General features: G+C 61.2%; 21 protein-coding genes, 1 tRNA gene and 1 pseudogene. 7 read left to right on the top strand and 16 right to left on the bottom strand.

Annotated features, from left to right (window positions below):
• Positions 1 to 65 precede the first annotated feature (65 nt).
• Together ACF8K2_RS16575 and ACF8K2_RS16570 are read left to right on the top strand one after the other, a co-directional pair.
• Positions 66 to 452, top strand: coding sequence for a DUF488 domain-containing protein (locus tag ACF8K2_RS16575; protein WP_392466106.1), 387 nt, complete (start codon positions 66 to 68; stop codon positions 450 to 452).
• Positions 442 to 873, top strand: coding sequence for a GNAT family N-acetyltransferase (locus ACF8K2_RS16570; RefSeq protein WP_392466105.1), 432 nt, complete (start codon positions 442 to 444; stop codon positions 871 to 873). Before ACF8K2_RS16575 ends, ACF8K2_RS16570 begins: the two co-directional genes overlap by 11 nt.
• A 137-nt stretch (positions 874 to 1,010) precedes the next feature.
• Here ACF8K2_RS16570 and ACF8K2_RS16565 read toward each other — a convergent pair whose 3' ends face one another.
• The 11 genes from ACF8K2_RS16565 to ACF8K2_RS16515 form a co-directional block, all read right to left on the bottom strand.
• Entirely contained in the window at positions 1,011 to 2,465 is a 1,455-nt protein-coding gene (locus ACF8K2_RS16565) for a right-handed parallel beta-helix repeat-containing protein (RefSeq protein ID WP_312152892.1), read from the bottom strand.
• Positions 2,466 to 2,480: 15 nt separating this feature from the next.
• Complete coding sequence (locus tag ACF8K2_RS16560; protein WP_392466102.1) at positions 2,481 to 3,587, bottom strand: polysaccharide lyase; 1,107 nt, start codon at positions 3,585 to 3,587, stop codon at positions 2,481 to 2,483.
• A 107-nt stretch (positions 3,588 to 3,694) separates the two neighbouring features.
• Entirely contained in the window at positions 3,695 to 5,104 is a 1,410-nt protein-coding gene (locus ACF8K2_RS16555) for an alginate biosynthesis protein AlgX (RefSeq protein ID WP_392466099.1), read from the bottom strand.
• Positions 5,105 to 5,130: 26 nt separating this feature from the next.
• The gene (locus ACF8K2_RS16550; protein ID WP_392466097.1) at positions 5,131 to 5,760 is read right to left on the bottom strand and encodes an alginate O-acetyltransferase AlgF; all 630 of its coding nucleotides are present in this window, start codon (positions 5,758 to 5,760) and stop codon (positions 5,131 to 5,133) included.
• A gap of 18 nt (positions 5,761 to 5,778) precedes the next feature.
• Positions 5,779 to 6,873, bottom strand: a complete 1,095-nt coding sequence (locus ACF8K2_RS16545) for an alginate O-acetyltransferase (RefSeq protein WP_186557129.1) — start codon at positions 6,871 to 6,873, stop codon at positions 5,779 to 5,781.
• Positions 6,874 to 6,882: 9 nt separating this feature from the next.
• A complete protein-coding gene (locus ACF8K2_RS16540) occupies positions 6,883 to 8,310 on the bottom strand; it encodes an MBOAT family O-acyltransferase (protein WP_392466095.1) in 1,428 nt (475 codons plus the stop codon).
• A gap of 14 nt (positions 8,311 to 8,324) precedes the next feature.
• A complete protein-coding gene (locus tag ACF8K2_RS16535) occupies positions 8,325 to 9,779 on the bottom strand; it encodes an alginate export family protein (RefSeq protein WP_186557127.1) in 1,455 nt (484 codons plus the stop codon).
• The gene (locus tag ACF8K2_RS16530; protein WP_392466091.1) at positions 9,776 to 11,227 is read right to left on the bottom strand and encodes a tetratricopeptide repeat protein; all 1,452 of its coding nucleotides are present in this window, start codon (positions 11,225 to 11,227) and stop codon (positions 9,776 to 9,778) included. Before ACF8K2_RS16530 ends, ACF8K2_RS16535 begins: the two co-directional genes overlap by 4 nt.
• Positions 11,228 to 11,249: 22 nt before the next feature.
• On the bottom strand, positions 11,250 to 12,413 hold the full coding sequence (locus ACF8K2_RS16525) for a PilZ domain-containing protein (RefSeq protein WP_264235879.1): 1,164 nt from the start codon (positions 12,411 to 12,413) through the stop codon (positions 11,250 to 11,252).
• A gap of 16 nt (positions 12,414 to 12,429) precedes the next feature.
• Complete coding sequence (locus tag ACF8K2_RS16520) at positions 12,430 to 13,962, bottom strand: glycosyltransferase (protein ID WP_392466082.1); 1,533 nt, start codon at positions 13,960 to 13,962, stop codon at positions 12,430 to 12,432.
• Between the two features lie 63 nt (positions 13,963 to 14,025).
• Entirely contained in the window at positions 14,026 to 15,333 is a 1,308-nt protein-coding gene (locus ACF8K2_RS16515; RefSeq protein WP_392466080.1) for a nucleotide sugar dehydrogenase, read from the bottom strand.
• Positions 15,334 to 15,941: 608 nt separating this feature from the next.
• Here ACF8K2_RS16515 and ACF8K2_RS16510 point away from each other — a divergent pair.
• From ACF8K2_RS16510 to ACF8K2_RS16490, 5 genes are all read left to right on the top strand, one after another.
• On the top strand, positions 15,942 to 16,316 hold the full coding sequence (locus ACF8K2_RS16510; RefSeq protein WP_392466078.1) for a helix-turn-helix domain-containing protein: 375 nt from the start codon (positions 15,942 to 15,944) through the stop codon (positions 16,314 to 16,316).
• Between the two features lie 78 nt (positions 16,317 to 16,394).
• The gene (gene uvrY, locus ACF8K2_RS16505) at positions 16,395 to 17,033 is read left to right on the top strand and encodes a UvrY/SirA/GacA family response regulator transcription factor (protein ID WP_023631421.1); all 639 of its coding nucleotides are present in this window, start codon (positions 16,395 to 16,397) and stop codon (positions 17,031 to 17,033) included.
• A gap of 9 nt (positions 17,034 to 17,042) precedes the next feature.
• Positions 17,043 to 18,866 carry an excinuclease ABC subunit UvrC gene (uvrC, locus tag ACF8K2_RS16500; protein WP_186557108.1) on the top strand — a complete coding sequence of 608 codons (1,824 nt, stop codon included), beginning with the start codon at positions 17,043 to 17,045 and terminating at the stop codon, positions 18,864 to 18,866.
• Between the two features lie 33 nt (positions 18,867 to 18,899).
• The gene (gene pgsA, locus ACF8K2_RS16495; RefSeq protein WP_186557107.1) at positions 18,900 to 19,460 is read left to right on the top strand and encodes a CDP-diacylglycerol--glycerol-3-phosphate 3-phosphatidyltransferase; all 561 of its coding nucleotides are present in this window, start codon (positions 18,900 to 18,902) and stop codon (positions 19,458 to 19,460) included.
• Between the two features lie 64 nt (positions 19,461 to 19,524).
• Positions 19,525 to 19,600: transfer RNA gene (locus ACF8K2_RS16490), tRNA-Gly, on the top strand.
• Positions 19,601 to 19,721: 121 nt separating this feature from the next.
• Here ACF8K2_RS16490 and ACF8K2_RS16485 read toward each other — a convergent pair.
• From ACF8K2_RS16485 to ACF8K2_RS16465, 5 genes and pseudogenes are all read right to left on the bottom strand, one after another.
• Positions 19,722 to 19,982: a PAAR domain-containing protein gene (locus tag ACF8K2_RS16485; protein WP_392466074.1), complete on the bottom strand. Its 261-nt coding sequence runs from the start codon at positions 19,980 to 19,982 to the stop codon at positions 19,722 to 19,724.
• The gene (locus ACF8K2_RS16480; RefSeq protein WP_392466072.1) at positions 19,979 to 20,797 is read right to left on the bottom strand and encodes a DUF6708 domain-containing protein; all 819 of its coding nucleotides are present in this window, start codon (positions 20,795 to 20,797) and stop codon (positions 19,979 to 19,981) included. The genes ACF8K2_RS16485 and ACF8K2_RS16480 overlap by 4 nt, the downstream gene beginning before the upstream one ends.
• 41 nt (positions 20,798 to 20,838) lie before the next feature.
• Positions 20,839 to 21,648, bottom strand: coding sequence for a DUF6708 domain-containing protein (locus ACF8K2_RS16475; RefSeq protein ID WP_392466068.1), 810 nt, complete (start codon positions 21,646 to 21,648; stop codon positions 20,839 to 20,841).
• A gap of 42 nt (positions 21,649 to 21,690) precedes the next feature.
• Complete coding sequence (locus tag ACF8K2_RS16470) at positions 21,691 to 22,494, bottom strand: DUF6708 domain-containing protein (RefSeq protein ID WP_392466065.1); 804 nt, start codon at positions 22,492 to 22,494, stop codon at positions 21,691 to 21,693.
• A pseudogene (locus ACF8K2_RS16465) lies at positions 22,491 to 23,453 on the bottom strand (hypothetical protein); the annotation flags it as partial. The pseudogene ACF8K2_RS16465 and the gene ACF8K2_RS16470, both read right to left, overlap by 4 nt.

Genomic DNA, 23,453 nt, shown 5'->3' with positions numbered 1-23,453 from the left:
CAGGACGTGACCTCGGTCAATGAACGCCCTAGGCTGATAGGGAAACAATGTCGCAGGAGAGGGCAATGATTCGCTGCAAACGGGTCTACGACGCGCTCGAGCCCAGTGACGGCCAGCGGGTGCTGGTTGACCGCCTGTGGCCGCGCAACACGCGCAAGGACGAGGTGCGTGCACTGTGGCTGCGCGAGGTCGCGCCGTCGGCTGCCTTGCGCAAGGCGTTCCACCAGGGGGAGGTGGATTTTGCCGGCTTCAGCCAGCGCTACCAGCAGGAGCTGGCCGCGCATCCCGAGCATTGGTATCCGCTGCTGGATCTGGCCGCCAAGGGCAACCTGACCTTGCTGTATGCCGGCAAGGACACCCAGCACAACAACGCCCAGGTGTTGGCAGCCTGGCTGGAAGATGAGCTGGAGCGCCGGGGGCCGGGCAGTTCGCCGGTGTGCTATGCCCCTTGAACTGATCCGCGCCAGTGACCAGTACCGCAACTTCGCCCGCGACCTTACCCGGCGGGCGATGCTGCCTTATTACCGCGAGTTCGACTTGCTGTGGATCGAAGAGGCCTTCGATGAAGCCTGGGGCTGGCGCGAACAGTGGCTGGTGGTCGACGGGCCGCGGGTGCTGGGTTTTTGCAGCTTGAGCCAGGACCGGCAGGCGTTGTTCATTCGCGAGCTGCATCTGCTGCCTGAACAGCGTGGGCGCGGGGTCGGCAGCTGGGTGCTGCAGCAATTAGCGCAGTGGGCGGCCGAGCGGCGGCTGGGGCTGGTGCGCCTGATGGTATTCAGGAGCAACCCGGCGCGGCAGCTGTATCTGCGTCACGGTTTTGTCGAGATGGGCGAGGACGAGTGTTTCGTGCGTATGCAGCGTCCGGTTGGCTGATGGAGGGGGCAGTGCTGGCCTCATCGCGGGGCAAGCCCGCTCCCACCAGGTCAGCGTCCATCGTGTGGGAGCGGCGGAGCGCCGCTGCGATTTGGCCTGCAATTAGGTATTACTAGCGCAAATTTACCGTCAGCCGATCAACGTTGCGTCACCCGCACCGTTTCGCCCTGGCGCACCGTGGCATCGAGCAACGCCCCTTGCACCGGCATCAAATCGCCAATCAGCAGATTCTGCAGCACCGGCTTGCCATCGAAGCTGTTGCCACCCAGTTCCACCACGCGCATGCCTTCGACGCGCACCACCGCCTTGCCGACCTGCCCCAAACGGTTGCCGCTGAGCAGCAAGGGCCCTGCCATGGGCGTGCCATTACGCAGGCTGATCGCATACTCCGGGGTATTGCCAATGCGGTTGCCGATCAGCGTCAACGCCGCCACTTCGCTGGCATCGATAGCGCTGCCCTGGCTGCTGGCCAGCAAGTTGTCGTCGATCACCAGCGGCGCTGCCGGAGTCGGGGCGAGGTTGCGCAGTTGAATGCCGTTGCCGCGGCTGTCGCCTATGCGGTTACCGACCAGCAAGACGGCGCCTTGTTGCTCGCTGACTTCGATGGCGGCTTTGGCGGCGCCGAGAATCAGGTTGTCCTCCACCCGCGCACGGGTCTGTCCACGCAGGCGCACGCCACTGTTGTTGTCGACCCCGCGCAGCTGATTGCCCGTGACGCTCAGCTGGCTGTCGCGGGCATCGATGGCGTACTGCTGGGACTGCTCGAACTGGCTGCCTTGGATGCTCGCCTGGCTGTGTTGCAGCTCCACTGCGGTGGACAGCTCGCTGAACTGGCTGTCGCGAATCAGCACCGTCGCCGGGCGGCTGTTGGGCGACTGCTGGGCACTGAGGGCGGTGGTCAGGCCGCGCGAGAGGTTGGCGTTGTAGCCCAGGCGCTTGAGGGTCGAGCCGATCACCTGGGTGTGGCTGCCAGCCCAGGCGATCACGAATGGCCGCCAGGCGCGATCGGTGTTGCCCGGTTTGTCGCCCGCCATGCTCTCCAGGTTGGATTGGTTCAAGCCCAGCCAGCCCTGGTTGATCAGCGCGGTGCCGGAGAAGCTGGAGAGGTACAGGCTGGTGCCTTCCAGGACCAGCCCAGCATCGGCGCCGATCATCAGCGGGTAGCTGAGCAGGTAGCCATCTTTGTAGCGCTTGATGATCCGCGGGTCGTTCAACGCGTCGTGCAGTTGCGCCAGGCTGATGCTCCCGCCGCGCAGCATCACCACCTGTGGGTGATGCGCCTGATAGCCGGCGATCGCCCGGAACAGGCCGTTGTTGACGAACGGCTCGAACGGCCAGCTGCCAGCCTGGGACGAGAACATCGGTTGCAGGCTGACGCTGGCGCGGCCTGCCGGGCGCGGGCGCTCGGCCTGGCTGAAGGTTGTCGCCTGGCGTGCCTGCTGGCGCAGTTGCTGCAGATGCAGTTGGTGCTGTTCAGGCTGCAGCACCTCCAGTGCCTGGTTGACCGCCAGCGTCTGAGTGGCGGCCTGGGCAGTGCTGGCCAGCAGCAGGGCGGCCAGGCAAGTAAGGGAGAAGCGGGCGAGCGGGGCCATAGGGGACTTCCTTGTTCAACGCAAAGGGGAATAAGCCGGCTGGATCGGGCCGCCGAGCTGACTGTAGTTGTCCACCTCGCCGTCCTCACTGTCGTACAGCTCGCGGGCCAAGTGATGGCTGGGGTTGCGCTGCAAGAAGGGGATCAGCCAGGCCAGCTTGTACGGCGCGACATCGACTTGCGATTGGCCCTTGAGCTCGGGCAACTGGTCCGGATCGAGCACGCTGCGCGCGGCGAAGTTGGCCAGCAGGTCTAGGGTCTGCTGGTCTTCGGCGCTCCATGGCAAACCGTTGGCGCGTGCCGATTCTGCCAGCAGCACCAGCGGCACCAGGGCGTATTGGCTGTAGGTGGCGGCCAGTTTGGAGCGGGCGACTTCCAGCGGCAGGTAGGCATAGCTGCCGTCGCTGCTACGCACTGCTTGTTTGAGGCCCCGGCGCAGATTGCCGTCGGCCCACTGGATGAAGTCATCGCGCCCCACCAGCATGCCGGTGGCGGCTACGGCCCAGGCGGCCCAGTAGTCGTGGTTGTTGAAATACACACCGCTGGCGCTGCGGCGCGGATCGTACTCGCGGATGACCTGTTCACCCAGGCGGGTGAACCAGTCTTTCTGTACGGACGTCAGCTCAAGCTTGCCGGCGCTGGCTGACTGGGTCAGCAGCACGGCGCCGGCCATCGACGCCAGGGCCCATTTGCGCGCGGCCATGCCGGTGCTGCTGGCGTCTGGGTTGAGCAGGGCGCCGGCGCTGGCCCAGTGTTGCAGCCACTGGTCCTGGCAGGCCAGGGCCATGTTGGCGTCCTGCGGTTTCTTCGCGCGCTGGAAGCGCTTGCTGGCGTAGATCAGGCCACCGACGAACTGTTTGACCTGCTTGGCGATGCGTTCGCTGTCGGCATCGGGGCTTGAGCGCAGGGTCGACTTGCTGGCGTCACGTTGGTCGTATTTGCTTTCCAGGCGCAGGGTGCCGGTGTAGGGCGCTGGCGGCTCCTTGCTGCAGGACAGGGTGCGGTAGTCGGCGATCATTGCCGCCTGCGGGGTGGCGCGGGCGGGCCAGATCGAGTGTGCGGCTTGGGCTTGGGGCAGCAATAGGGCGGTAGCGAGGGCCAGGAGGGTTCGGCGCCCAGGCATGCCCGTTGCTACAGGTTTGGATGGGTACCCAGCTACCGGCATCGACTCGATCCCTGTAGGCGCTGGCTTGCCTGCGATGGGCCGCAACGCGGCCCCAATCACACGGTTCAAAGGCATAGTCGAGTTTCCACGTCAGTAGCGGCGCTACCGGGTTTGGTCGGCTCGAGGAACACCGAAAGCAGGTTGGCCCCGGCGTACGCCGGATCCTTGCTCAGCTCCAGGTAATACTGCCCGCCGGTCACTGCCGCCTCACGGCGGAACCACACTTTGTCGCGCGCGCCATTGTCGTAGTAGACGATCACGTAGAAGTCCTTGACGTTCTTGTCACTCAGGCGGATGTCGAGAAACCCTTTCGATCCACTGAGCGACTTGCGCTCACTGCCGGCATTGGACAGTAGCTCGATACGCTCGCCAATCTTCAGCGCCGGGCGTTGCAGCTTGGAACTGAGCACCTCTTGCGAGGCCTTGCAGCCACCCTGTACCGCTGGCACCAGTTGCCGGTACATCAGCGGCGAGTCGAGCCGGTAGTTGGCTGGCAACTCCCAGACGATCAACTTGGGTGGCGCCTCGGCCTTGTAGTCGTCCGACAGCAGGTACTCAAGCAACGAGCCATCCTCGCCGACACCGGGCAGGGCGTAGTTGAGGATATCCACGCCCAGGTATTGCTTGAGGTAGCCGTCGAAGTTGAACTGCTTGCTCTCGTCTTCGCGCGCTGCGGCGTTACTGTCGCCGACCAGAATCACTTCCGGGTCCGGCGCCTCATCGAACAGGGCATCGGCGCCGTCCGCCACCGGGATGGTCTGGTAACCGCGCACGTACTGAAAACCGTAGTTGTTGCCGCAGATGTAGCTTAGCGCCAGGTTCAGCGTGCCGTCCTTGGGCACCATCACCCCAGGCTCGGTGCGGTACTCCTTCTTGGTCAGCCCGGCATAGAACGGTTGGCGGCGGATTTCATCGGCCATCAAGCGTGCGGTCGCCTCGGCGCCTGCTGGCGTCCAGTGGTGGTCGCGGCGGAAGAAGAACTCTTTGCTGGGCGGCTGCTGCACCAGCTGCATCATTGGCGCCACCACCGCACCGCCCTGGCGCAACTGGCCGAGGTAGGCGGCCAGGTTGGCGCTGGCGCGGTTGTAGTCAAAGCCCAGCGGGTGCTCGCTGGGCAGCTTGTCGCGGTGCATCAGGCCACGGGTCGGCTGGATCGCCATGGCCACGTGAATGCCTTGCTGGTCGAAGGCCTTCATCAGCCGGGCGAACTCCGGGCGCATCGGGGCCGGGATGCCAAACTCGTTGGTCAAGTCGACCACCGAGCGGAACAGCCAGCGGTCCTTGCCGGGCACGATCTCGCGCATCAGCTTCATACGCCCTTCGGCGTAGCGCTGCGGGTCGCTCAAGGCCGGGCAGACCATGCACTGCAGGTTTTCGCAGCCAGATTTGGCCGCAGCGCTCGGCTCGGCGGCCTGGCCGGCCTGGCTGAGCAGGGCCAAGGCGGCGCCCAGGCCCAGGGTTATGAGGATCTTCATGTGCCATTCATCCTTGCAGCGGGCGGTCACTCGGTCGGGTCGATGCTGTTGGCCAGGCTCATGCTGCGCCCACCTGGCAGCAGCACGTAGCTGTAGGAACGGCCTTTCTTGAGGAACAGTTCATCGAAGCTGGCCACCTTCTGCTCGGCCTCATAAGCGGCAAAGCCGATCTTGATCTCGTTGACCATGCGGCTGCCGGTCTGGCCATTGCTCAGCGGGTCGACGATCACGTGCTTGCCATCCACGGTCTTCAGCGCGGCCTGCTTGTCGGTCAGGTTGTAGAAGGCGATCTGCGCTTTCTTCGGCTCATTGACGTACTTGTCGGCGATCAGCGTCAGTTGCTTGCCGTCGTAGACCACGGTGCTGGCCGCATTGGCTTTGAGCTGGGGTTCGATGGCCTTGCCGCCGACGGCGATCTTGTGTGCACCGGCCGGGATGAAACGGTAGCCGCTAAGCTGGCCGGCGGCGACGCGCTGTGGGTTGACCTTGCCGCTGAGGCTGACATCGATGTTGCCCTGCGACAGGTTGAGCACACGCACGAAGGCCGAGTCGGCCGGCGCCACGGCGTCGTACAGGTCGGCGTTGCCTTCGGCGGCAAGGGCGCTGTGGCTGGCAGCAGCCAGGGCGATGGCGGTAAACAGGCTCGAGAGTTTCATCAGGTACTCCTTTAATCGTCAGAAATGCTGGGGCTGGGCGCTACGGCTCAGCGATCCCGGGCGGTGGGCGAGCAGGGTGCGCAGGGGGAACTCCCAGACCACGGTGTCGATCTGCGGGTTGCTCAACTGGTCACTGGCAAGAAACTGGCTCATCGCCTCGAACGGCCCGCGGGCCTCCACGGCGATCGACAGCAGGTCGCGGTTCAGCGCTTCCTTGAGGAAGCCGACGAAGTTCCAGTCGTCGATCTTGCTGTAGCTGGTGCCGACCAGCAGCAGGCTCTGATCTTCTTCAGCGAACAGGTCGTCGGTGTTCTGCTCGGCCTTGAGGGTTTCGTACAGCTCGATCTGGTTGGGGCCGAACTGCGGCGCCAGGCGGCTGTGGTCGAACTGGATGTAGTTCATCAGGTCGCCCTTGATGCTCTTCTCGCCGGCCTTATGCGACACATACACCTGGTCGCCCAACAGCTGCGGGCGCTGGCGAGCTAGCTCGTAGGCCGACAGCCGGGCACCCTCCGGGCTCCAGTGGGTATCGGACTTGAGGAACAGTTGCGGCCCATTGAGGTTGCTGAGGAACGCGCCCCGCAGCGGCACCACGTCCAGCTGGCGCGCCTGCAACTCGCCGACGAAGCGGTCGTAAAGGCTCACCACGCGTGGGTCGAAGGCGTGCTGGGCATGTTCGGCATACACATCGAGCTTCATCGGCAGGGGCAGCAGCACCAGCTTCTTGCCATGCTCGGCCAGTTGCTTTTCAACCTTGGCGATCTGCTCCAGCTGGGTGGCCACATTGGCGTCGAGGTCATTGGGCACGCGGTATTCCTGGCTGGTGTAGAGCCAGCCTTGCTTGCCCAGGACGACACCCTTGGTGCCTTCGCCGAACAGCTGGAACTGGGCATCGGCCCACAGCTCCACCGACGGGTCACGCAGGAAGAAGCGTTTGTCGTAGGCCTGCTCGAACTTGCGCAGCAGCTTGCCGTCGACGAACAGGTTCCAGGTGTCGGTCTGGGTGCGCGCGAAGCTGAACACCGGCGGCAGCGAGTAGACGAACATCGCTGCCAACACCAGGGCGAAGAGAATGCCGTTGACCTTGCTGGCCGTATTCATCACCGGATACATGGCCGTCTCCTAAAACTGGAAATACAGGAAGGGCGAGAACGAGTTGGCCGCCAGGCTGCTCAACGCCAGCAAGAAACCACCCCACAGCAGCACGCTGTGCAGCGCGCCGACGTGACGCATGAAGTAGCCCTCTTTGTTGCCGGCGTAGAAACGCACGTTGTTGATCCCGGCCAGTAGCAGCCAGACCAACGCCACCAGGGCAAACGACATGGCCATCTTCGAGGCACCGAGCACATACAGCTCCAGCGAGCCAAAGCCGTTGAAGCCGAACAACGCCTTGTAGATATCCAGGCTGTGGCGCAGGTCCATGGTGAAGAACAGCGGCATGCTCAACACGATCAGCAGCGCCGTGCGCAGGTTGCGGCCCAGGTTGTAAGGCGTGGTGATCTTGGTCGCCAGATTGAACTTGCGCTCGATGACCATGCCGACGCCGAAGAACAGCCCCCAGCAGATGAAGGCAAAGCTCGCGCCGTGCCACAGGCCCGACAGCAGCATGGTCCAGATCAGCGCCGGCAGGGCGCCGGTGACGCGCTTGCGCACCAGCGGCATGTACACGTAGTCGCGCAGAAAATGCGCCAGGGTCATGTGCCAGCGTGCCCAGAATTCGGTGATGCTTTGCGACACATAGGGCTGGTTGAAGTTCTCCGGAAAGCGAAAGCCCATCATCAGCGCCAGGCCCAGGGCCATGTGGCTGTAGCCGGCAAAGTCGAAGTACAGCTGCAGGGTCGAGACCACCAGGCCGAACCAGGCATCGCTGAACTGCAACGCGCCTTCACCAACGAACAGCACGTTGATCGGCGCCAGGCGGTCGGCGATCAGCACCTTCATGATGAAACCGAGCATGAACCGGCACACCCCCAGCGAGAACAGCTCCAGCGAATGGGTGCGTTCACGCAGTTGTGGCGCCAGTTGGCTGTAGCGCAGGATCGGCCCGGCCACCAGGTGCGGGAACAGCGCGACGAAGGCGGCGAAGTCGATGAAGCGGTTGGTCGGCGTGGCGTCCTTGCGATAGATGTCGACGATGTAGCTCAGCGCGTGGAACACATAGAAGGAGATCCCCAGCGGCAGGAAGATGTTCTCCAAGGTCCAGGTATTGATGCCCAGCGGTGCCAGCAGTACGGCCAGCACTTCGGCGCCGAAGTTGGCGTACTTGAAGTAGCCCAGGGTCGACAGGTTGCCGATTATCCCGATCCACAGCAGACGCAACGCCCAGCGCTTGTCGCCGGCATCCAGGCGGCCCTTGATGCGCAGGCCGAACCAGTAGTTCCAGTAGGTGATCGCCACGAACAGCAGCAAGAAGTCCGGCCGCCACCAGGCATAGAAGATGTAGCTGGCGGCGACGATCACGGTCGAGCGCCACTGTGGCCTGGACAGGAAATACACGGCCAGGAACAGCGGCAGGTAGAGGAACAGGAACACATTGGAGGCGAAGATCATGGCAGGGTCCGTCCTTAGTAGCTGATCACCACGCCGACGCTCAGCTGGTAGTCATCGCCGGTTTCCAGCGCACTCCCGGCATTGAGGTAGCTGGCGCTGACCAGGGCGTTGATATCCAGGTGCTTGCCGTCCAGGGCTACTGGGAACATCTTCCAGTAGTAATTGACGTCGAGCATCTGCCCGACGTTGCGCCCATTGCCTTGAGTGCCTCGGTCGATGGCGCGGTTGCGCTCGGCACGTTGGTCGCCGTTCATGCGGATCGGCAGGGTGCCGTCTTCATCGCGCAGGTTGAGCTGGGTCACGCGCAGGTCGAGGGCGCTGCGTGGGGTCGGGCGGGTCTCCAGGGACACGCCGTAGTAGCTCAGGTTGCGCAAATCGAGGGCCACGAACGAGCTGGTCAGGCGAGTGCTGTAGGAGCCACTGCGGGTGATGCGGTCCGACTGGATGGCGTTGAGGCGAAAGCCATCGTTCTCGTCGCTCGGTTTGTCGGTGAGACCGCCGCGCAAGGCAAGCCGTGGGGTCCAGGGCAAATCGTCGAAGCGCTTGCCCAGCTCACCCAGGGCCGCCCAGCCTTTGCTGTTGTGGCCGTTGGTGGTTTGGCCGCGGCCGTCGGTGTTGTCCATCTTGCCGTCCAGCGCGGCCAGCTCCAGGTGGTAGTCGCTGAGCACCGGGTAGGCCAGGTTGTCACCGTTGAAGAACAATCCGTAGCGCACGCCCTTGAAGTCGTAGCGGTCGTCGGCGTCATGGCCGCTGTGATCGTTCTCGTGCATCAGGCGCACGCCGACCCGGTTGTTCTGGCTCCAGCGATAGGCGTATTCACCCATCACATAGGTGGTGCGTTCTTCGCTGTCGGCCAGCGAGTTGACGTCGGTGTTGTAGTTGTGGAATTTCTGCCCGACGGCGATGAAGGCATCGGAGAATGTGTCTTGATAGTTGAAGCGCAGCGACTCCAGGCTGTCGTCCCACCAGATGCCATAGGTGTCGTAAAAACGCTGGCGGCCGAGTGACAGCGAGAAGCGCGGGTCATCGCCGATCAGGTTGCGCTTGACGTACAACTCACGCAGCTCGGCGTACCAGCCTTCAGCTTGTTCGCGGGCCGTGTTGTTGGTCGATTCGTTGGTCAGGTTGCTCGACTGGCTGGAGTCGTAGTTCAGCCACAGGCGGCCGTAGACCATCCATTTGGCCCAGCGCTTTTCCGGTGAATACCAGGCGAAGGACGGCTCGTAGCGCAGGCTGTAGAACATCTCGCGGTCGCTGCCGACTTGCGAGTCTTCTGGGCCATAGCCGGTCTGTACGGTGAGCTTGTTGAAGAACTCCGAGGTGATCACCGGCTCGCTGCCATCGGCCGCAGCAACGCGCACCGGCTCGTTGCTGTCGGCCTCGGGGCCAGTGATTTCTTCAGCCGCCCACGCCGCTGGCAAGGGGGCCAGGGCGAGCAGGGCGCCGAACAGGGGGGAATGCGCTTTCACAGAGTAGCCTCCTTCAACAGATCGTTGCGTGCGGCCAGGGCGCGCTCGATGTCATCCTTGGGCAAAGTTCTTTCCAGTCGGCGTACCAGGCTGCGCGCACCGCGCTCACCCATGTCCAGCGCGATGCGGGCATAGGTGTAGGCTTTGACGGGGTCGTGGCAGATGGCGCGGCCATAGGTGTGCAGGGTGGCCATGCGGTACCAGGCGGTGGAGGAGCCCTTGTCGGCTTCTTCCCGGAACAGTGCCAAGGCTTTCTCCTGATCTGGCTGGTCTTCGACGCCTTTGCTGTAGTACTCGGCCAACAGCAAGCCGGCATCGGGGTAGCCGCTGGCGCGCAGTTCGTCGATCAGCGCGCGGGCTTTGTCCGGGTCCAGGGTCAGCCAGTTGTTGACCATGTAGAACGACGCTTGCAGGGCCTTGGCCCGGGTCGGGTCGCGCTGGCGCACCTGATCGATCAACGCTTGAGTCTCCTCGGCGTTGTGCTCGGTGGGGTTGGAGGTCATGTAGTTGGCCTTGGACACCATCGCTGGCACGAAGCCACGGGCGACGGCATCGTCCCGCCAGCGCTGGACCTGCGCAGTGGCCAGCGCCAAGGCGTCGGCCTGGGCCTTGTCGCGGGCCAGTTGCTCAGGGCTTGGCGGCAGGTTGGCGGCGGCAGGATTGCTGGCTTGGCGCTCGAAGCGATCAGCCTCCTGTTCGGCACGCTGGACGCTGGTGATATTGTCGAGCAAGGCGGCGATGCGGTGGACGATCTCTACCGGCAGTTGCGCCCGCTCCGGCTCCAGCTGGCTGGCGAAGGCGCGGAACGCCTGGTCCTGGTTTTCGCCAAGGAACGCGTAGTAGCGATCGATGGCGCGTACGTCGGTGCGCGCCGCCTCCCGGTACCAGCGCTCGGCGCCGGCGCGATCGCCCTGGCGCTCGGCCAGTACCGCGCGGTACAGCTGTGGCCGGCAGTTGAGCAGGCACGACTGCTCATACAAGCCGAGCAGTTCGGCGGCCTGCGGCACGTCGATCAGCTCTGGATATACCAGAAACACCTCCAGCGTGGTGCTGGCGTTGCGTGGATCGAGGCGGCTGGGATACCGGCTCAAAGCCTGCTCGACCCAGGGCCGCTGGGCTTGACGCAGGCTCGGCGTGCGGTCGATCAGCCGCGCCAGCGAAGCGAGCGCCGGGATCAGCCCGCGGCCTTCGGCGAAGGCCTGGTGATACAGGCCAACCACTTCCTGGGCACTGGCGTCGGCCCGACCCGACAGCACGTCGCCCAGCAGCAGGGCGCTGGCCAGGTCACCGCGGCCGACCAGCTCGCGCAGGTCGCCAGTGACGTCGGCGCTGGGGTCCTTGTACAGGGCGTAGCGGATCTGCTCCAGGCTCTGCCCGGCACAGGCCGCGCTGGCGCAGGCCAGGGCCAGGCTGGCCAGCAGCAGGCGCGAAGGCGTCTTCAGCTTCATCAGGTCATCTCTCTCGACGCGCTCAGTTCGCGCTGGCAAACGGCAGGCCCAGGAACAGGTCGACCGCCACCGCCTTCTGATAGGCCGCTGCCGGCAGCGGGCTGTCTGGCTGGATGGTCAGCGCCAGGTTGCGATTGACTTCATCGACTCGCGCATCGACCACCTTGCCGCTGTAATGCTGGTCGAGGCCGAACACCTGCATGTCCACCGAACGCACGCGGCTGACATCTTCGAGCTTGTCGAACGGCACGTTGGCGCGCACGAACAGGCCCTGATCCTTGGGCAGCAGGTGCATCAGTGGAGCGTCCTTGTAGCCATAGCCATTGAGCGGTTGGCTCGGGTAGTACACCTGGCAGTCGCACGGGCTGTTGATCACCGTCTCGATGGTGGCGCGGCCAAGCAGGGCTTGTAGGTCGCCAGGGGCGAGGTCGGCCACCGCCTTCATGTCGGCCGGGCTGGTGAAGCTGGTCGCCAGCTGCGTGGAGATGCTTGCCAATGGCTGGCCGGCCTGGACTTCAGTGGTGCCGGCTGGCAGCAGGTACTTCACATAGCCGTTGTCGGGCATGCTGATGATCTGTGCGTTGGTCGCCACTTGCGCCTGCACGGCAGGAATGCGGAAGAACAGCAGGTAGCCCTTGTAGCCGACGAAACCCAGTGCTGCCAGGCCTGCGGCGGTGTACAGCAAGGTGCCGGCCATGGCCTTGAGGCGCGCGCCGGGGGTGCGTGCAGTGGCGTGCTTGTGCTTGCGTTCCTTGATGTAGTTTTCTCGCTGCATCACGTTGAACAGGCCATTGATGTCGGCGATCTCGCCAGACATGTAGGCGGTGATGATGTAGCGCAGGATGTCGCGTTTTTGCGCATCGAGGTCGACGAACTGCGCACCGACCTCGTTGCCGCGCTGGGAAACGATGCGCACCTTGCCCTCGATCGCCAGGTCGACCTGGTTCAGGCGTAGCTGGATCGAGGCGTCATACAGCGCGCCGATCTTCAGCGGGGCTTCGTGCAGCAGGCCGATACCGCCCAGGGAAATATCCTGCAGCTGGGTTTCGAAGGCAGTCTGGCCGCCACTGGAGAGGCGCACGCGGGCATTGATCCGAGTGCGCACGTACTGGCGCTCGTCGATCGCCTCGTGAACGATGTTGGCTGCGGACTTGCTCGGGGCTGCGGGGATGTTGGTTGTACTCATGTGCAGGCGCCTTTCCTTAACGTTGCGAGAGTTCTAGAAGCACGGTGATGACCCCGAAGAAGATGGCGATGGAGCTCAACAGCATCGCCTTCGAGGACCAGCGATTGAGGCTGGCGTCGAAGTCGACGCTGCCGGTGGCCAGGGTGGTTTTCTGCCGCGTCCAGCTTTGCTGGTCCATGTGGAACATCGCGTAGACCTTCATCACCGAGCCGACGATTTGGTTGTAATAGAGAACGAAGGGGTACATCGGGCTGACGGGGTGGCCGGCGAAGACGAACAGCACCGTCACCAGGCTGCGCGAGATCAATACCCAGAACAGGTACACCAACAGGTACTGGATGCCGAACACCAAGCCGGCTACCACCGAGGCGGTCAGGCCCATCAGGCAGGTCCACATCGACACCCGCTGATCGAGCAGCACGTACAAGGTGAACAGCCCCAGGCGCGCACGGCCGAGCAGGGCGGTGGCACGGAAGTTCTGCCGCAGCGAGTTGCCGTACCAGCGGAACATCAGTTGGCGGGTGGCGACCCAGAAGCTGTCGCTGGGCGGGTGCTCGACGGTCAGGGTGTGGCTGTCAGGTACATAGAAGGTGTCCCAACCGGCGCGCATCAGGCTCAGCCAGCTGGACTTGTCGTCGCCGGTGAGAAACTGGAAGCGCCCCAGTCGCCAGTGTTCGAGGAAGTCTGCCTCGACGTCGCGGATGAAGTCCGGGTCGGTCATCACGCTGGCGCGGAAGAACGACAGGCGCCCGGTCAGGGTCAGCACCCGATGCGACAGGGCCATCGAACACATGTTGATGTGCCGTTGGACGAAGCGCATCGAGTGCCACTGACGCATCCAGCGGCTGCCTTCGACTTCGCAGAACTCGTTGGTGGTCAGGCCGCCAACGTTGGGCAGCACGGCAAACAGCTTGACCGCCCGCTCGACGCAGCCGGGCAGCATCATGGTGTCGCCATCGACCACGCCGACCACCGCGTCTTCCATCGGCATTTGCCGCGACAGGGCGCGGAAGGCGTGGGCCAGGCCATCACGCTTGCCGGTGCCACGGGCGCGCACGATCACCAGCTTGATGTCGTCGCGATCGCGCACCTCGTTGCGCATGATGTCCTTGATGAAATTCTCATCGCCTCTCTCGACGATCGAGGCGATCACCGTGCACGGCACTTTCAGCCGTTGCACTTCCTGGAACACCGACTGGTAGACCTTGAAGGTGGTCAGGGTCGGGATGCGGAAGCTGGTCACCACCATGAACATGTGCGAGGGCAGCGCGGCATCGCCCAGCCGCTCGACCTGGCGACGCATCCGTGGGAAACGCCAATGCAGGAAGTACATGCCACGCAGGTAATGGACGATGGCGTTGCCATAGCGCCACATGCCCAGCGTGCCGATGATGAAGATGAACAGGTGATGGTTCGGGTCCAGGTACTGCGGCGCGATCATCTCCGACGCCAGCGCGATCAGCCCGGCCAGGCACGCCCAGGCGTAGAAGCTGGCGGCTGCGCGCAGGTAGCCGGGGGCCTCGAAAGGTCGCTGTTGCACTCGTTCCATGTAGCCTTTGCTCCTGTTTGCGCCCACCCCCACCCCTGAAAGGGCGGGGCGGGCGCGTGTCGGTTACCAGCAGATGCCTTGGCGCTGGGTGTCGCTGGTGCCGTCCATGAACCCGACCAGGTCGATCACTTGCTTGTTGCCGCCCTGCTGCAGAGCGCTGGCGAAGCGTTCGTCGTTGTTGCCCAGGACGATCACCTCGGCCTCGTCGATCACCTGCTGCAGGTCGCTGTGCAGCAACGACGACACGTGCGGGATAACCGCTTCGATGTACTCGCGGTTGGCACCGAACACTCGTGCGTACTCGACGTTGGCGTCGTAGATGCGCAGCTCGTAACCCTTGCCGATCAGCTGTTCGGCCAGGGTCACCAGCGGGCTTTCGCGCAGGTCGTCGCTGCCCGCCTTGAAGGCCAGGCCAAGCAGGGCAATCTTGCGTTTGCCCTGGCGCTCGATGAGGTCAAACGCGGTGTCGACCTGGTTGCGGTTGCTGGCCATGATCGAGGCCAGCAGCGGATGCTCGACGTCGAGCTGGCCAGCGCGGTAGGTGAGGGCGCGCACGTCCTTGGGCAGGCACGAGCCACCGAAGGCAAAGCCTGGACGCAGGTAGTAACGCGACAGGTTGAGCTTGTAGTCCTGGCACACCACATCCATCACTTCACGACCATCGACGCCCGAGGCCTTGGCAATGTTGCCGATCTCGTTGGCGAAGCTGACCTTGGTCGCGTGCCAGACGTTGCAGGTGTACTTGATCATCTCGGCGACTTCGATCGACTTGCGAATCACCGGCGCATCGAGGCCTTCATAGAGCGAGGCGAGCAGATCGCCCGACTGGCTGTCGAGCTCGCCAATTACGGTCATGGCGGGGAAGTCGTAGTCCTGGATGGCTGTACTTTCACGCAAGAATTCCGGGTTGACGGCAACGCCGAAGTCGACCCCGGCTTTCTTGCCCGAGCTCTTTTCCAGAATTGGAATCACCACGTTCTTGACGGTGCCCGGCAGAACGGTGCTGCGCACCACGACTGTGTGGCGGCTGCCTTTGTCGCGCAGGGCGGTGCCGATTTCGCGGCATACCGCTTCCATGTAGACCAGGTCCAGGTCGCCGTTTTTCTTGCTAGGCGTGCCGACGCACAGCAGCGACAGGTCGCTTGCCAGAATCGCCGCTTGCACATCGGTAGTGCCGCGCAGACGGCCATGGCGTACACCGTCGAGCAGCAGTTGCTCAAGGCCCGGTTCGACAATGGGCGACTTGCCCTGGTTGATCAGGTCAATCTTGGCCTGGGAGATATCCACCCCCAGTACATGATGCCCACGAGACGACAAGCAGCCCGCGCAGACCGCGCCCACATAGCCAAGTCCAAAGATACTGATATTCATAGATCCCTCTCCCAAGGCGCGGCAAAGCCGGCCGAGATTCTCAGTTCAAGAAGTGTTCAAAGTGGCAGACGCGCAGAAGTAAGCCGCGCTCAGGAAGTGGCGTTACAGGCTGTTTCTTAGTGGTCTATTTTTATCCTAAAGGCGTTTTTGTTTGTTTCGCAAGCTTTCAAATTGCTTGCGATAAAAATACTTTAATCGCGTCATGTGAAAGTTTAAAAACCGTTATAAATCAATGTGTTAAAGTTTGGCGTTAGTTGGGCGTCAAAAAAACGATTGCGGTGTTGATGCCGAGAAAATGGCGTCAAAAGCGCGTTTTGTTGGCTTCGTCCGGGTTTTTTCATGGCTCTTTTTTTGTCGTTTTTTTGCTTGTGTGCTGTTGCTCGATTGATTTTCCTGCTCTCGGACTGACAGTAAAACGTTGTTTTAACAGGGCGATATGCTGAATGGGTGGGAGCATCTTCGAGTGTGGCCTTCTGCTGTTTTTGCCTGCGGCGAACTCGCCCCCTTGCGCCTGTTGGATCCAATTGGCATAGTTCCATCTGGATTCATGGCTATTCACATGGGTGCGGGACGCATCCGTTCTGGGATGTAAGGACAAGGAGTTGCAAATGAAAGGATTCGGGCCGCGTTTAAGGGAAGAACGCGAACGGCTGGGGCTCACTCAGCGCGTGTTCGGCGACATTGGTGGCGTCGAACCCAACGCCCAGGGCAAATACGAAAGCGGTGAGCGAACCCCGCGAGTCGATTACCTGGCCGCAGTCGCAGCTAAAGGGGTCGATGCGCTGTATGTTCTCAGTGGTCAGCACACACCGGCGCCGCTGGACAGCCTCAGCGTTGACGAAGACCGCCTGTTGGGCGCCTTCCGACGTTTGCCGTCCAGCGATCAGGCAGCCCTCTGGCACTTGGTCGGACGCTTGCTGGGGGAGTCCGGTAGTGATGATTCTGTAAGGAATCGCCGGCTAGATCGTCAGGCATATCTCTAGGACGCATTCCACTAGGTTCAGGCTGAAATTTTTTGTTAAGGTGGCGGGATCCAATCGCCCCCATGACGAGGTGTCTGCTTGATTAGGGTCCTAGTGGTCGACGATCACGATCTGGTGCGTACCGGCATTACCCGCATGCTCGCCGATATCGACGGCCTGCAGGTGGTGGGTGAGGCGGATTCCGGGGAGTCGGCCCTCAAGCTTGCCCGTGAGCTGAAACCCGATGTGGTCCTGATGGACGTCAAGATGCCGGGTATCGGTGGCCTGGAGGCGACCCGCAAGTTGCTGCGCAGCCATCCGGACACCAAGGTGGTGGCCGTCACCGTGTGCGAGGAAGACCCGTTCCCTACGCGTCTGCTGCAAGCCGGCGCTGCCGGTTACCTGACCAAAGGTGCGGGGCTGGATGAAATGGTCCAGGCGATCCGCCTGGCGTTCGCCGGCCAACGCTACATCAGCCCGCAGATCGCCCAGCAGTTGGCACTCAAGTCGTTCCAGCCCCAAGGCTCGCCGTTCGATGCGCTGTCGGAGCGGGAAATCCAGATCGCCCTGATGATCGTCGGTTGCCAGAAAGTGCAGATCATCTCCGACAAGTTGTGCCTGTCGCCCAAGACCGTCAATACTTACCGTTATCGGATCTTTGAAAAACTCTCGGTTACCAGCGACGTCGAACTGACCTTGCTGGCCGTTCGCCACGGTATGGTCGACGCAAGCCTATAAAAGCCGCTCATGTCCCAAGTCTTTGATGCCAGCGCGTTCCTGGCGACCTGCAGTGGTCGCCCGGGCGTGTACCGTATGTTCGACGCCGAGGCGCGGCTGCTCTATGTGGGCAAGGCCAAGAACCTCAAGAAGCGTCTGGCCAGCTATTTCCGCAAAACCGGCCTGGCACCGAAGACCGCGGCGCTGGTGGGGCGCATTGCCCAGGTCGAAACCACCATTACCTCCAACGAAACCGAGGCGCTGCTGCTTGAGCAGACCTTGATCAAGGAATGGCGGCCGCCCTACAACATTCTCCTGCGCGACGATAAGTCCTACCCTTATGTGTTCTTGTCTGACGGAGCCTTCCCGCGCTTGGGGATTCACCGTGGCGCGAAGAAAGCCAAGGGCCGCTATTTCGGCCCGTACCCTAGCGCCGGTGCCATCCGCGAGAGCCTGAGCCTGTTGCAGAAGGGCTTCTCGGTGCGCCAGTGCGAAGATAGCTACTTCGCCAACCGCACCCGGCCTTGCCTGCAATACCAGATCAAGCGTTGCAAAGGCCCCTGCGTAGGGTTGGTCACGCCTGAGGAGTACGCCGAGGATGTGCGCCACTCGGTGATGTTCCTCGAAGGCCGCAGCCAACAGCTGGGCAACGAGCTCAACGCCGAGATGGAACAGGCCGCCATGGCCCTGAACTTCGAGAAAGCCGCCGAGCTGCGCGACCAGATCGCCTTGCTGCGCCGGGTCCAGGATCAGCAGTACATGGAAGGCGGCTCCGGTGATGTCGATGTGGTCGCGGCGTTCGTCAACCCCGGTGGTGCCTGTGTGCACCTGATCAGCGTGCGCGGCGGGCGCGTCCTGGGCAGCAAGAACTTCTTTCCCCAGGTCGGTATCGAGGAGGAGGTCAGCGAAGTCATGGCCGCCTTCCTGTCCCAGTACTATGTGGGCAATGCCGAGCGCGAGCTGCCGGGCGAACTGATCGTCAATGTCGTGCACGAGGACTTCGAAGCCATCAGCGAAGCCGTGCACACGCTGCGCGGTCGCGAGTTGGCCATCACCCACCGCGTGCGCGGCACCCGTGCGCGCTGGCAGCAACTGGCCGTGACCAACGCCGAGCAGGCCCTCAACGCGCGCCTGGCCAATCGCCAACACATGGCCGCGCGCTTCGAGGCGCTGGCCCAGGTGCTGGGCCTGGACGAGGTCCCGCAGCGCCTGGAGTGCTACGACATCAGCCACTCCAGCGGCGAAGCTACGGTGGCCAGTTGCGTGGTGTTCGGCCCCGAAGGCCCGCTCAAATCCGATTACCGGCGCTTCAACATCGAAGGCGTCACCGCTGGCGATGACTACGCCGCCATGCACCAGGCGCTGATGCGCCGCTATGGGCGGATCAAGGACGGCGAGGGCAAGCGCCCCGATGTGCTGCTGGTGGACGGCGGCAAGGGCCAGTTGAACATGGCCCGTGACGTCATGCAGGAGCTGGGCATGACCGACATGACCCTCCTTGGCGTGGCCAAGGGCGTGACCCGCAAGGCCGGTTTCGAGACCCTGTACCTCAATGATGTGGCCCACGAGTTCACCCTCAAGGGCGACTCTGCGGCCCTGCACCTGATCCAGCAGATCCGCGACGAAGCCCACCGTTTTGCTATTACTGGCCACCGCGCGCGGCGCGGCAAGGCCCGCACCACCTCTAGCCTGGAAGACGTCGCCGGGGTTGGGCCCAAGCGCCGGCGCGAGCTGCTGAAACACTTCGGCGGCCTGCAAGAGCTCAACCGCGCCAGTGTCGACGAGATCGCCAAAGCACCGGGAATCAGTAAAAAGCTTGCCGAGTCGATTTATGCCAGCCTGCATAGCGAGTAGAATGCCTGGCTCAACCCGCAGCCAGTCGTACCGATGAATATTCCAAATCTGCTCACCGTTCTACGCGTCCTGCTCATCCCGATCTTCATTTTGCTGTTCTATGTGCCCTATCACTGGAGCTACATGGCCGCCAGCACAGTGTTCGCGATAGCCGCCGCGACCGATTGGCTCGACGGCTACCTGGCCCGACGCCTGCAGCAGAGCACCCCATTCGGCGCGTTCCTCGACCCAGTGGCAGACAAACTGATGGTCGCCGTGGCCCTGGTGCTGCTGGTGCAAGTGCACGCCAACTTCTGGCTGACCCTGCCGGCAGCGGTGATCATTGGCCGCGAAATCGTCGTTTCGGCCCTGCGCGAGTGGATGGCTGAACTGGGGGCGAGGGCACACGTCGCGGTGTCCAACCTGGGCAAATGGAAGACCGCCGCACAAATGCTGGCGCTGGTGATCCTGCTGGCCAACCCACCGGTGCTGACCTTCTGGGTGGTGCTTGGCTATGGTCTGCTGCTGGTCGCCGCCGGCCTGACCCTGGTGTCGATGATGCACTACCTGATCGCCGCCTGGCCGCACCTGCGCGAAGGTTCCGAGCAGAAATAAAGTTTTTTTGAATCAAGGGGTTGACGTTGTTTGATAGATCGCTAGAATAGCGACCTATCACGACGCGGGAATAGCTCAGTTGGTAGAGCACGACCTTGCCAAGGTCGGGGTCGCGAGTTCGAGTCTCGTTTCCCGCTCCAAATTCGATCCTCAGTGTGTCGCTGGGATCACAAGAAAGAGGCCTTAGGGCCTCTTTTTTTGTGCCTGGATTTTGGCTCGCGCCTAAGCAGATGGGGCACGGCCAGGCTTGATCCTTTTCCTCTACTCATCCAGTAACCATCCGCTATCCCCCTCGACGATAATCCCACCGTGATCGCTGCGATCACCTTGGCGCGCGACGCATTGGCCGTCTATTTGATACTGCGCGGTGCCACTGACAATCAGCGCCCCGCAACTGGTGCGATCTCCCACTCGAGCGACGGCTTTGCCATTGAACCGATAGCTCGCACTGCCGGTTTCCACCACGCCTGGGCCATGTATCGGGCAGTCATGGCGATGGCCCACCAGGGCAACGGGTTTCATAGATTAGCTCCTGCAGCGGGTGCCGTACGCGACTCAATGTCGATATCGGTTGGCCATTGAACTTTCGGGGCGATGCAGTGAATAGGGCTTAATTGCGAATCATCGTTCCAGTCTCGGGGAGGGTGGACGAACTCGGGCAGGGCCTCTGCGCCTTGTTGCATGAACAACTGGGCAAGTGCCCAATATTGCTTTCCTTGTTCGATATCGTGGGTGAAAAACAGGCGGTCGATTACCTCTTCGGTACCGGGCTTGATCACCGAAATCACGACGTTTTCGATTAGACCGCCATTGCCCATCGGTGCGTATACGCTGCAGGCTTCGGCGACCAGGTCATCCCAGTCGTAGACGACCGGGCGTACACCCCAGCGTTGGCGGCTGAATAGGTGGAATCGGTCAAAGTGGTATTGGTAGAAATAGACTTTGCGGCGTAGCCGGTTGAAGCGGATAGGTTCGTCGCGGGGGAGTTCTATGTCCATGCGGATGGTGGGGATGACAGCCCAAAACGTTGTGATTACGAAAAATAATCCAACCAAAATGAGAGTGAGGCCAACCTCTCGCCAGGCTGTTATTGTCATATAGGTTAAAGTCAACGCTATGATGCTGATAACGGCTACGGAAATTCCTCCTCCGAAAATACCTACGCCCCGGAGTCTTAATGTTGACCTTGGTAGTTCGAAGTAGGTGTGGCAGATATGGTTTGGGGGTGTTTTCAAACTCGCTGACCGGGAGCATTGCTCTGGCTTGTCGTTAGGTTTGCTTAAATCATATTTCCAGCCAGGTGCACGGCGCGGCAGGGTTGGTGCGTGGGTTTTCACTCGACGTCTTTCCTAAGAATGGTGTGGACTATATGTTTGATTCACCCAGCGCACGGCGCGCTGCGTGATTCGAGGTCTATCTCTTCTGGCCAATGAACTTTAGGGGCAATGCACCGAATAGGGCTTAACTGCGAATCATCGTTCCAATCTCGGGGTGGGTGGACGAACTCGGGCATGGCCTGGGGGCCTTGTTGCATGAACAACTGAGCAAGTGCCCAGTACTGCTTTCCTTGCTCGATATCGTGGGTGAAGAAGAGCCGGTCGATTACCTCTTCGGTGCCGGGCTTGATGACCGAAATCATGACGCTTTCGATTAGACCGCCATTGCCCATCGGTGCGTATACGCTGCAGGCTTCGGCGATCAGGTCATCCCAGTCGTAGACAACCGGGCGTACACCCCAGCGTTGGCGGCTGAATAGGTGGAGTCGGTCAAAGTGGTATTGGTAGAAATAGACTTTGCGCCGTAGTCGGTTGAAGCGGATGGGTTCGTCGCGGGGGAGTTCTATGTCCATACGGATGGTCGGGATGACTAGCCAATATAAAACAATAGAGAAGCCAACTGTGAAAACTATGAGGCTCACGCCCGCCTCCCATTGGTGTGTCAGCGTCTCATAGAGGAACTGCAAGAGCCACACGGTATAGCTCGCAGTCAGTATTGTACCCACGAGGCTGCCAAGTCCTCGTATTCTTAACGATGACCTGGGGAGTTCGAGATTGATGTTGTTGATTTGGTTTGGTGCGGGATATAGGTGTCTTAAGCTTAGGTTTAGCTCAGGCGGCTCATTAGGTTTGCTTAAGTCGTATTTCCAGCCTAGCGAACGGCGCGGCATGTTTGGCGCGTGGGTTTTCATTCGACGTCTCTCTTAAGAAATGGTGTGGACTAGGTGTGTGATTCAATAAGAGCACGGCGCGCTGCGTGATTCGAAGTCTATCTCTTCTGGCCATCTAACTTTAGGGGCAATGCAGTGGATCGGGCTCAACTGCGAATCATCGTTCCAATCTCGGGGTGGGTGGACGAACTCGGGCAGGGCCTGGGGGCCTTGTTGCATGAACAACTGAGCAAGTGCCCAGTACTGCTTTCCTAGCTCGATATCGTGGGTGAAGAACAGGCGGTCGATTACCTCTTCAGTGCCGGGCTTGATCACCGAAATCACGACGTTTTCGATTAGACCGCCATTGCCCATCGGTGCGTATACGCTGCAGGCTTCGGCGATCAGGTCATCCCAGTCGTAGACAACCGGGCGTATACCCCAGCGTTGGCGGCTGAATAGGTGGAATCGGTCAAAGTGGTATTGGTAGAAATGGACTTTGCGGCGTAACCGGTTGAAGCGGATGGGTTCGTCGCGGGGGAGTTGAATGTCCATTCGTATGGTGGGGATAATTAGCCAGTAAAGGATGGGGCCGCCTCCAATAAATATGAGAGTGAAGCCTGGTTCGAATGTGTCTATAAGGAGAATATAAGCGATGAATAACAATGTGGCTGTGAGGTAGAGAAGCATGAAGCTACCGCCAATAATCCCTATACCTCTCATTCTCAATGTTGATCTGGGTAGCTCGAGATAGACGAGGTTGACATGGTTGGGTGAGAGCTTTAAAGCATCTGTATCAATGCGCAAAGTTGGAGTTTCATTGGGTCTAGGTAGGTCGTACTTCCATCCTAGAGCGCGACGAGGGTGGTATTTTTTTTGGCTGTTCATGAGTTTTTTCGCTCTAAAACTATTTCTGCGTATGCATCAGAAATTGCACGGTCGGGCCAATAGATCACGGACAGGGTTGCAGCTAAGATGTTGTGCTTGCCGAGATCGGGGTTCAGTTCGATGCTGCCGCTGAGGTCTTCATGATAGAAATACCCGCTTTTTGCAGTGCCGGCTTGGTGTCTAATTTTATTCACCACGATGCTGTCTTTTTTGTAATCAGGGAATTTTGGAAGCTGGGAGGCTTGCAGCGAAGCCTGTCTCAAGGCAGTCGTAGGGTGCGGTAAAGGATGAAATTTACCACTGATAATAGTTTCTCCCCCCGTGTAGTCGGGCGAGAGGCCATCTCCGTGGCGATGCACAGTGAGCGTCCAGTGATAGGCGGACCTAGTCTCGTCAAAACCAGGTAAAATGATTCTGAATTTGATATGCCGCTGTGTAGCTAAACTTGCCAGTCCTCCAATTTTCGAACTTATTGTTGGGTCTGCTCTTAGGGTTTTGAACTCCAGGTGAGTGAGGAGTCCTAGCGTGGCCGCATTGAGTTCAGCAAAAGCGATGTCGGCATGCTCGGGTCTGTTCCAGTGAATGACGGGAGTCTCGTTGGATTTACCGAAATAACATCGTTTGGCCCAACGCTCTAAGGGTGTTGATTCAAGTTGCTCTGCCCATTTTGTCAAATTGTACGCGCTAATCGAAAGAATGATGGCGATGCCCAATGGGCCATAAAGCACTGGATGGAATATGGCAAAAATGGAAAGGCTCACGCCGATAGCGGATGCTCCGCTTGCTAGTGAATACGAGAGCCATGCACGGGTGTCCCCTTCAGCGAAAGTGCGTTTAACTGCCAGACTCGTTTGAGCTGCATCCAAAACGCCCGTCACCGCACTTATTATCGCGCCCACTCTAACCAACGAGTGGCCCACCGCTACCGCCGAGCTTGCACCTGACGCCCCGGCCGCTGC

It is taken from the genome of Pseudomonas sp. xss_2 (assembly GCF_043104195.1).
In the GTDB taxonomy this organism is placed as follows: domain Bacteria; phylum Pseudomonadota; class Gammaproteobacteria; order Pseudomonadales; family Pseudomonadaceae; genus Aquipseudomonas; species Aquipseudomonas urmiensis.
This window is presented reverse-complemented; position numbering and strand designations above follow the sequence as displayed.

Bases quoted from the DNA above. Each gene is read 5' to 3' on its own strand.
- ACF8K2_RS16575 (WP_392466106.1), top strand. From the start codon at position 66: ATGATTCGCTGCAAACGGGTCTACGACGCGCTCGAGCCCAGTGACGGC.
- ACF8K2_RS16570 (WP_392466105.1), top strand. From the start codon at position 442: ATGCCCCTTGAACTGATCCGCGCCAGTGACCAGTACCGCAACTTCGCC.
- ACF8K2_RS16565 (WP_312152892.1), bottom strand. From the start codon at position 2,465: ATGGCCCCGCTCGCCCGCTTCTCCCTTACTTGCCTGGCCGCCCTGCTG.
- ACF8K2_RS16560 (WP_392466102.1), bottom strand. From the start codon at position 3,587: ATGCCTGGGCGCCGAACCCTCCTGGCCCTCGCTACCGCCCTATTGCTG.
- ACF8K2_RS16555 (WP_392466099.1), bottom strand. From the start codon at position 5,104: ATGAAGATCCTCATAACCCTGGGCCTGGGCGCCGCCTTGGCCCTGCTC.
- ACF8K2_RS16550 (WP_392466097.1), bottom strand. From the start codon at position 5,760: ATGAAACTCTCGAGCCTGTTTACCGCCATCGCCCTGGCTGCTGCCAGC.
- ACF8K2_RS16545 (WP_186557129.1), bottom strand. From the start codon at position 6,873: ATGTATCCGGTGATGAATACGGCCAGCAAGGTCAACGGCATTCTCTTC.
- ACF8K2_RS16540 (WP_392466095.1), bottom strand. From the start codon at position 8,310: ATGATCTTCGCCTCCAATGTGTTCCTGTTCCTCTACCTGCCGCTGTTC.
- ACF8K2_RS16530 (WP_392466091.1), bottom strand. From the start codon at position 11,227: ATGAAGCTGAAGACGCCTTCGCGCCTGCTGCTGGCCAGCCTGGCCCTG.
- ACF8K2_RS16525 (WP_264235879.1), bottom strand. From the start codon at position 12,413: ATGAGTACAACCAACATCCCCGCAGCCCCGAGCAAGTCCGCAGCCAAC.
- ACF8K2_RS16520 (WP_392466082.1), bottom strand. From the start codon at position 13,962: ATGGAACGAGTGCAACAGCGACCTTTCGAGGCCCCCGGCTACCTGCGC.
- ACF8K2_RS16515 (WP_392466080.1), bottom strand. From the start codon at position 15,333: ATGAATATCAGTATCTTTGGACTTGGCTATGTGGGCGCGGTCTGCGCG.
- ACF8K2_RS16510 (WP_392466078.1), top strand. From the start codon at position 15,942: ATGAAAGGATTCGGGCCGCGTTTAAGGGAAGAACGCGAACGGCTGGGG.
- uvrC (WP_186557108.1), top strand. From the start codon at position 17,043: ATGTCCCAAGTCTTTGATGCCAGCGCGTTCCTGGCGACCTGCAGTGGT.
- pgsA (WP_186557107.1), top strand. From the start codon at position 18,900: ATGAATATTCCAAATCTGCTCACCGTTCTACGCGTCCTGCTCATCCCG.
- ACF8K2_RS16485 (WP_392466074.1), bottom strand. From the start codon at position 19,982: ATGAAACCCGTTGCCCTGGTGGGCCATCGCCATGACTGCCCGATACAT.
- ACF8K2_RS16475 (WP_392466068.1), bottom strand. From the start codon at position 21,648: ATGAAAACCCACGCGCCAAACATGCCGCGCCGTTCGCTAGGCTGGAAA.
- ACF8K2_RS16470 (WP_392466065.1), bottom strand. From the start codon at position 22,494: ATGAACAGCCAAAAAAAATACCACCCTCGTCGCGCTCTAGGATGGAAG.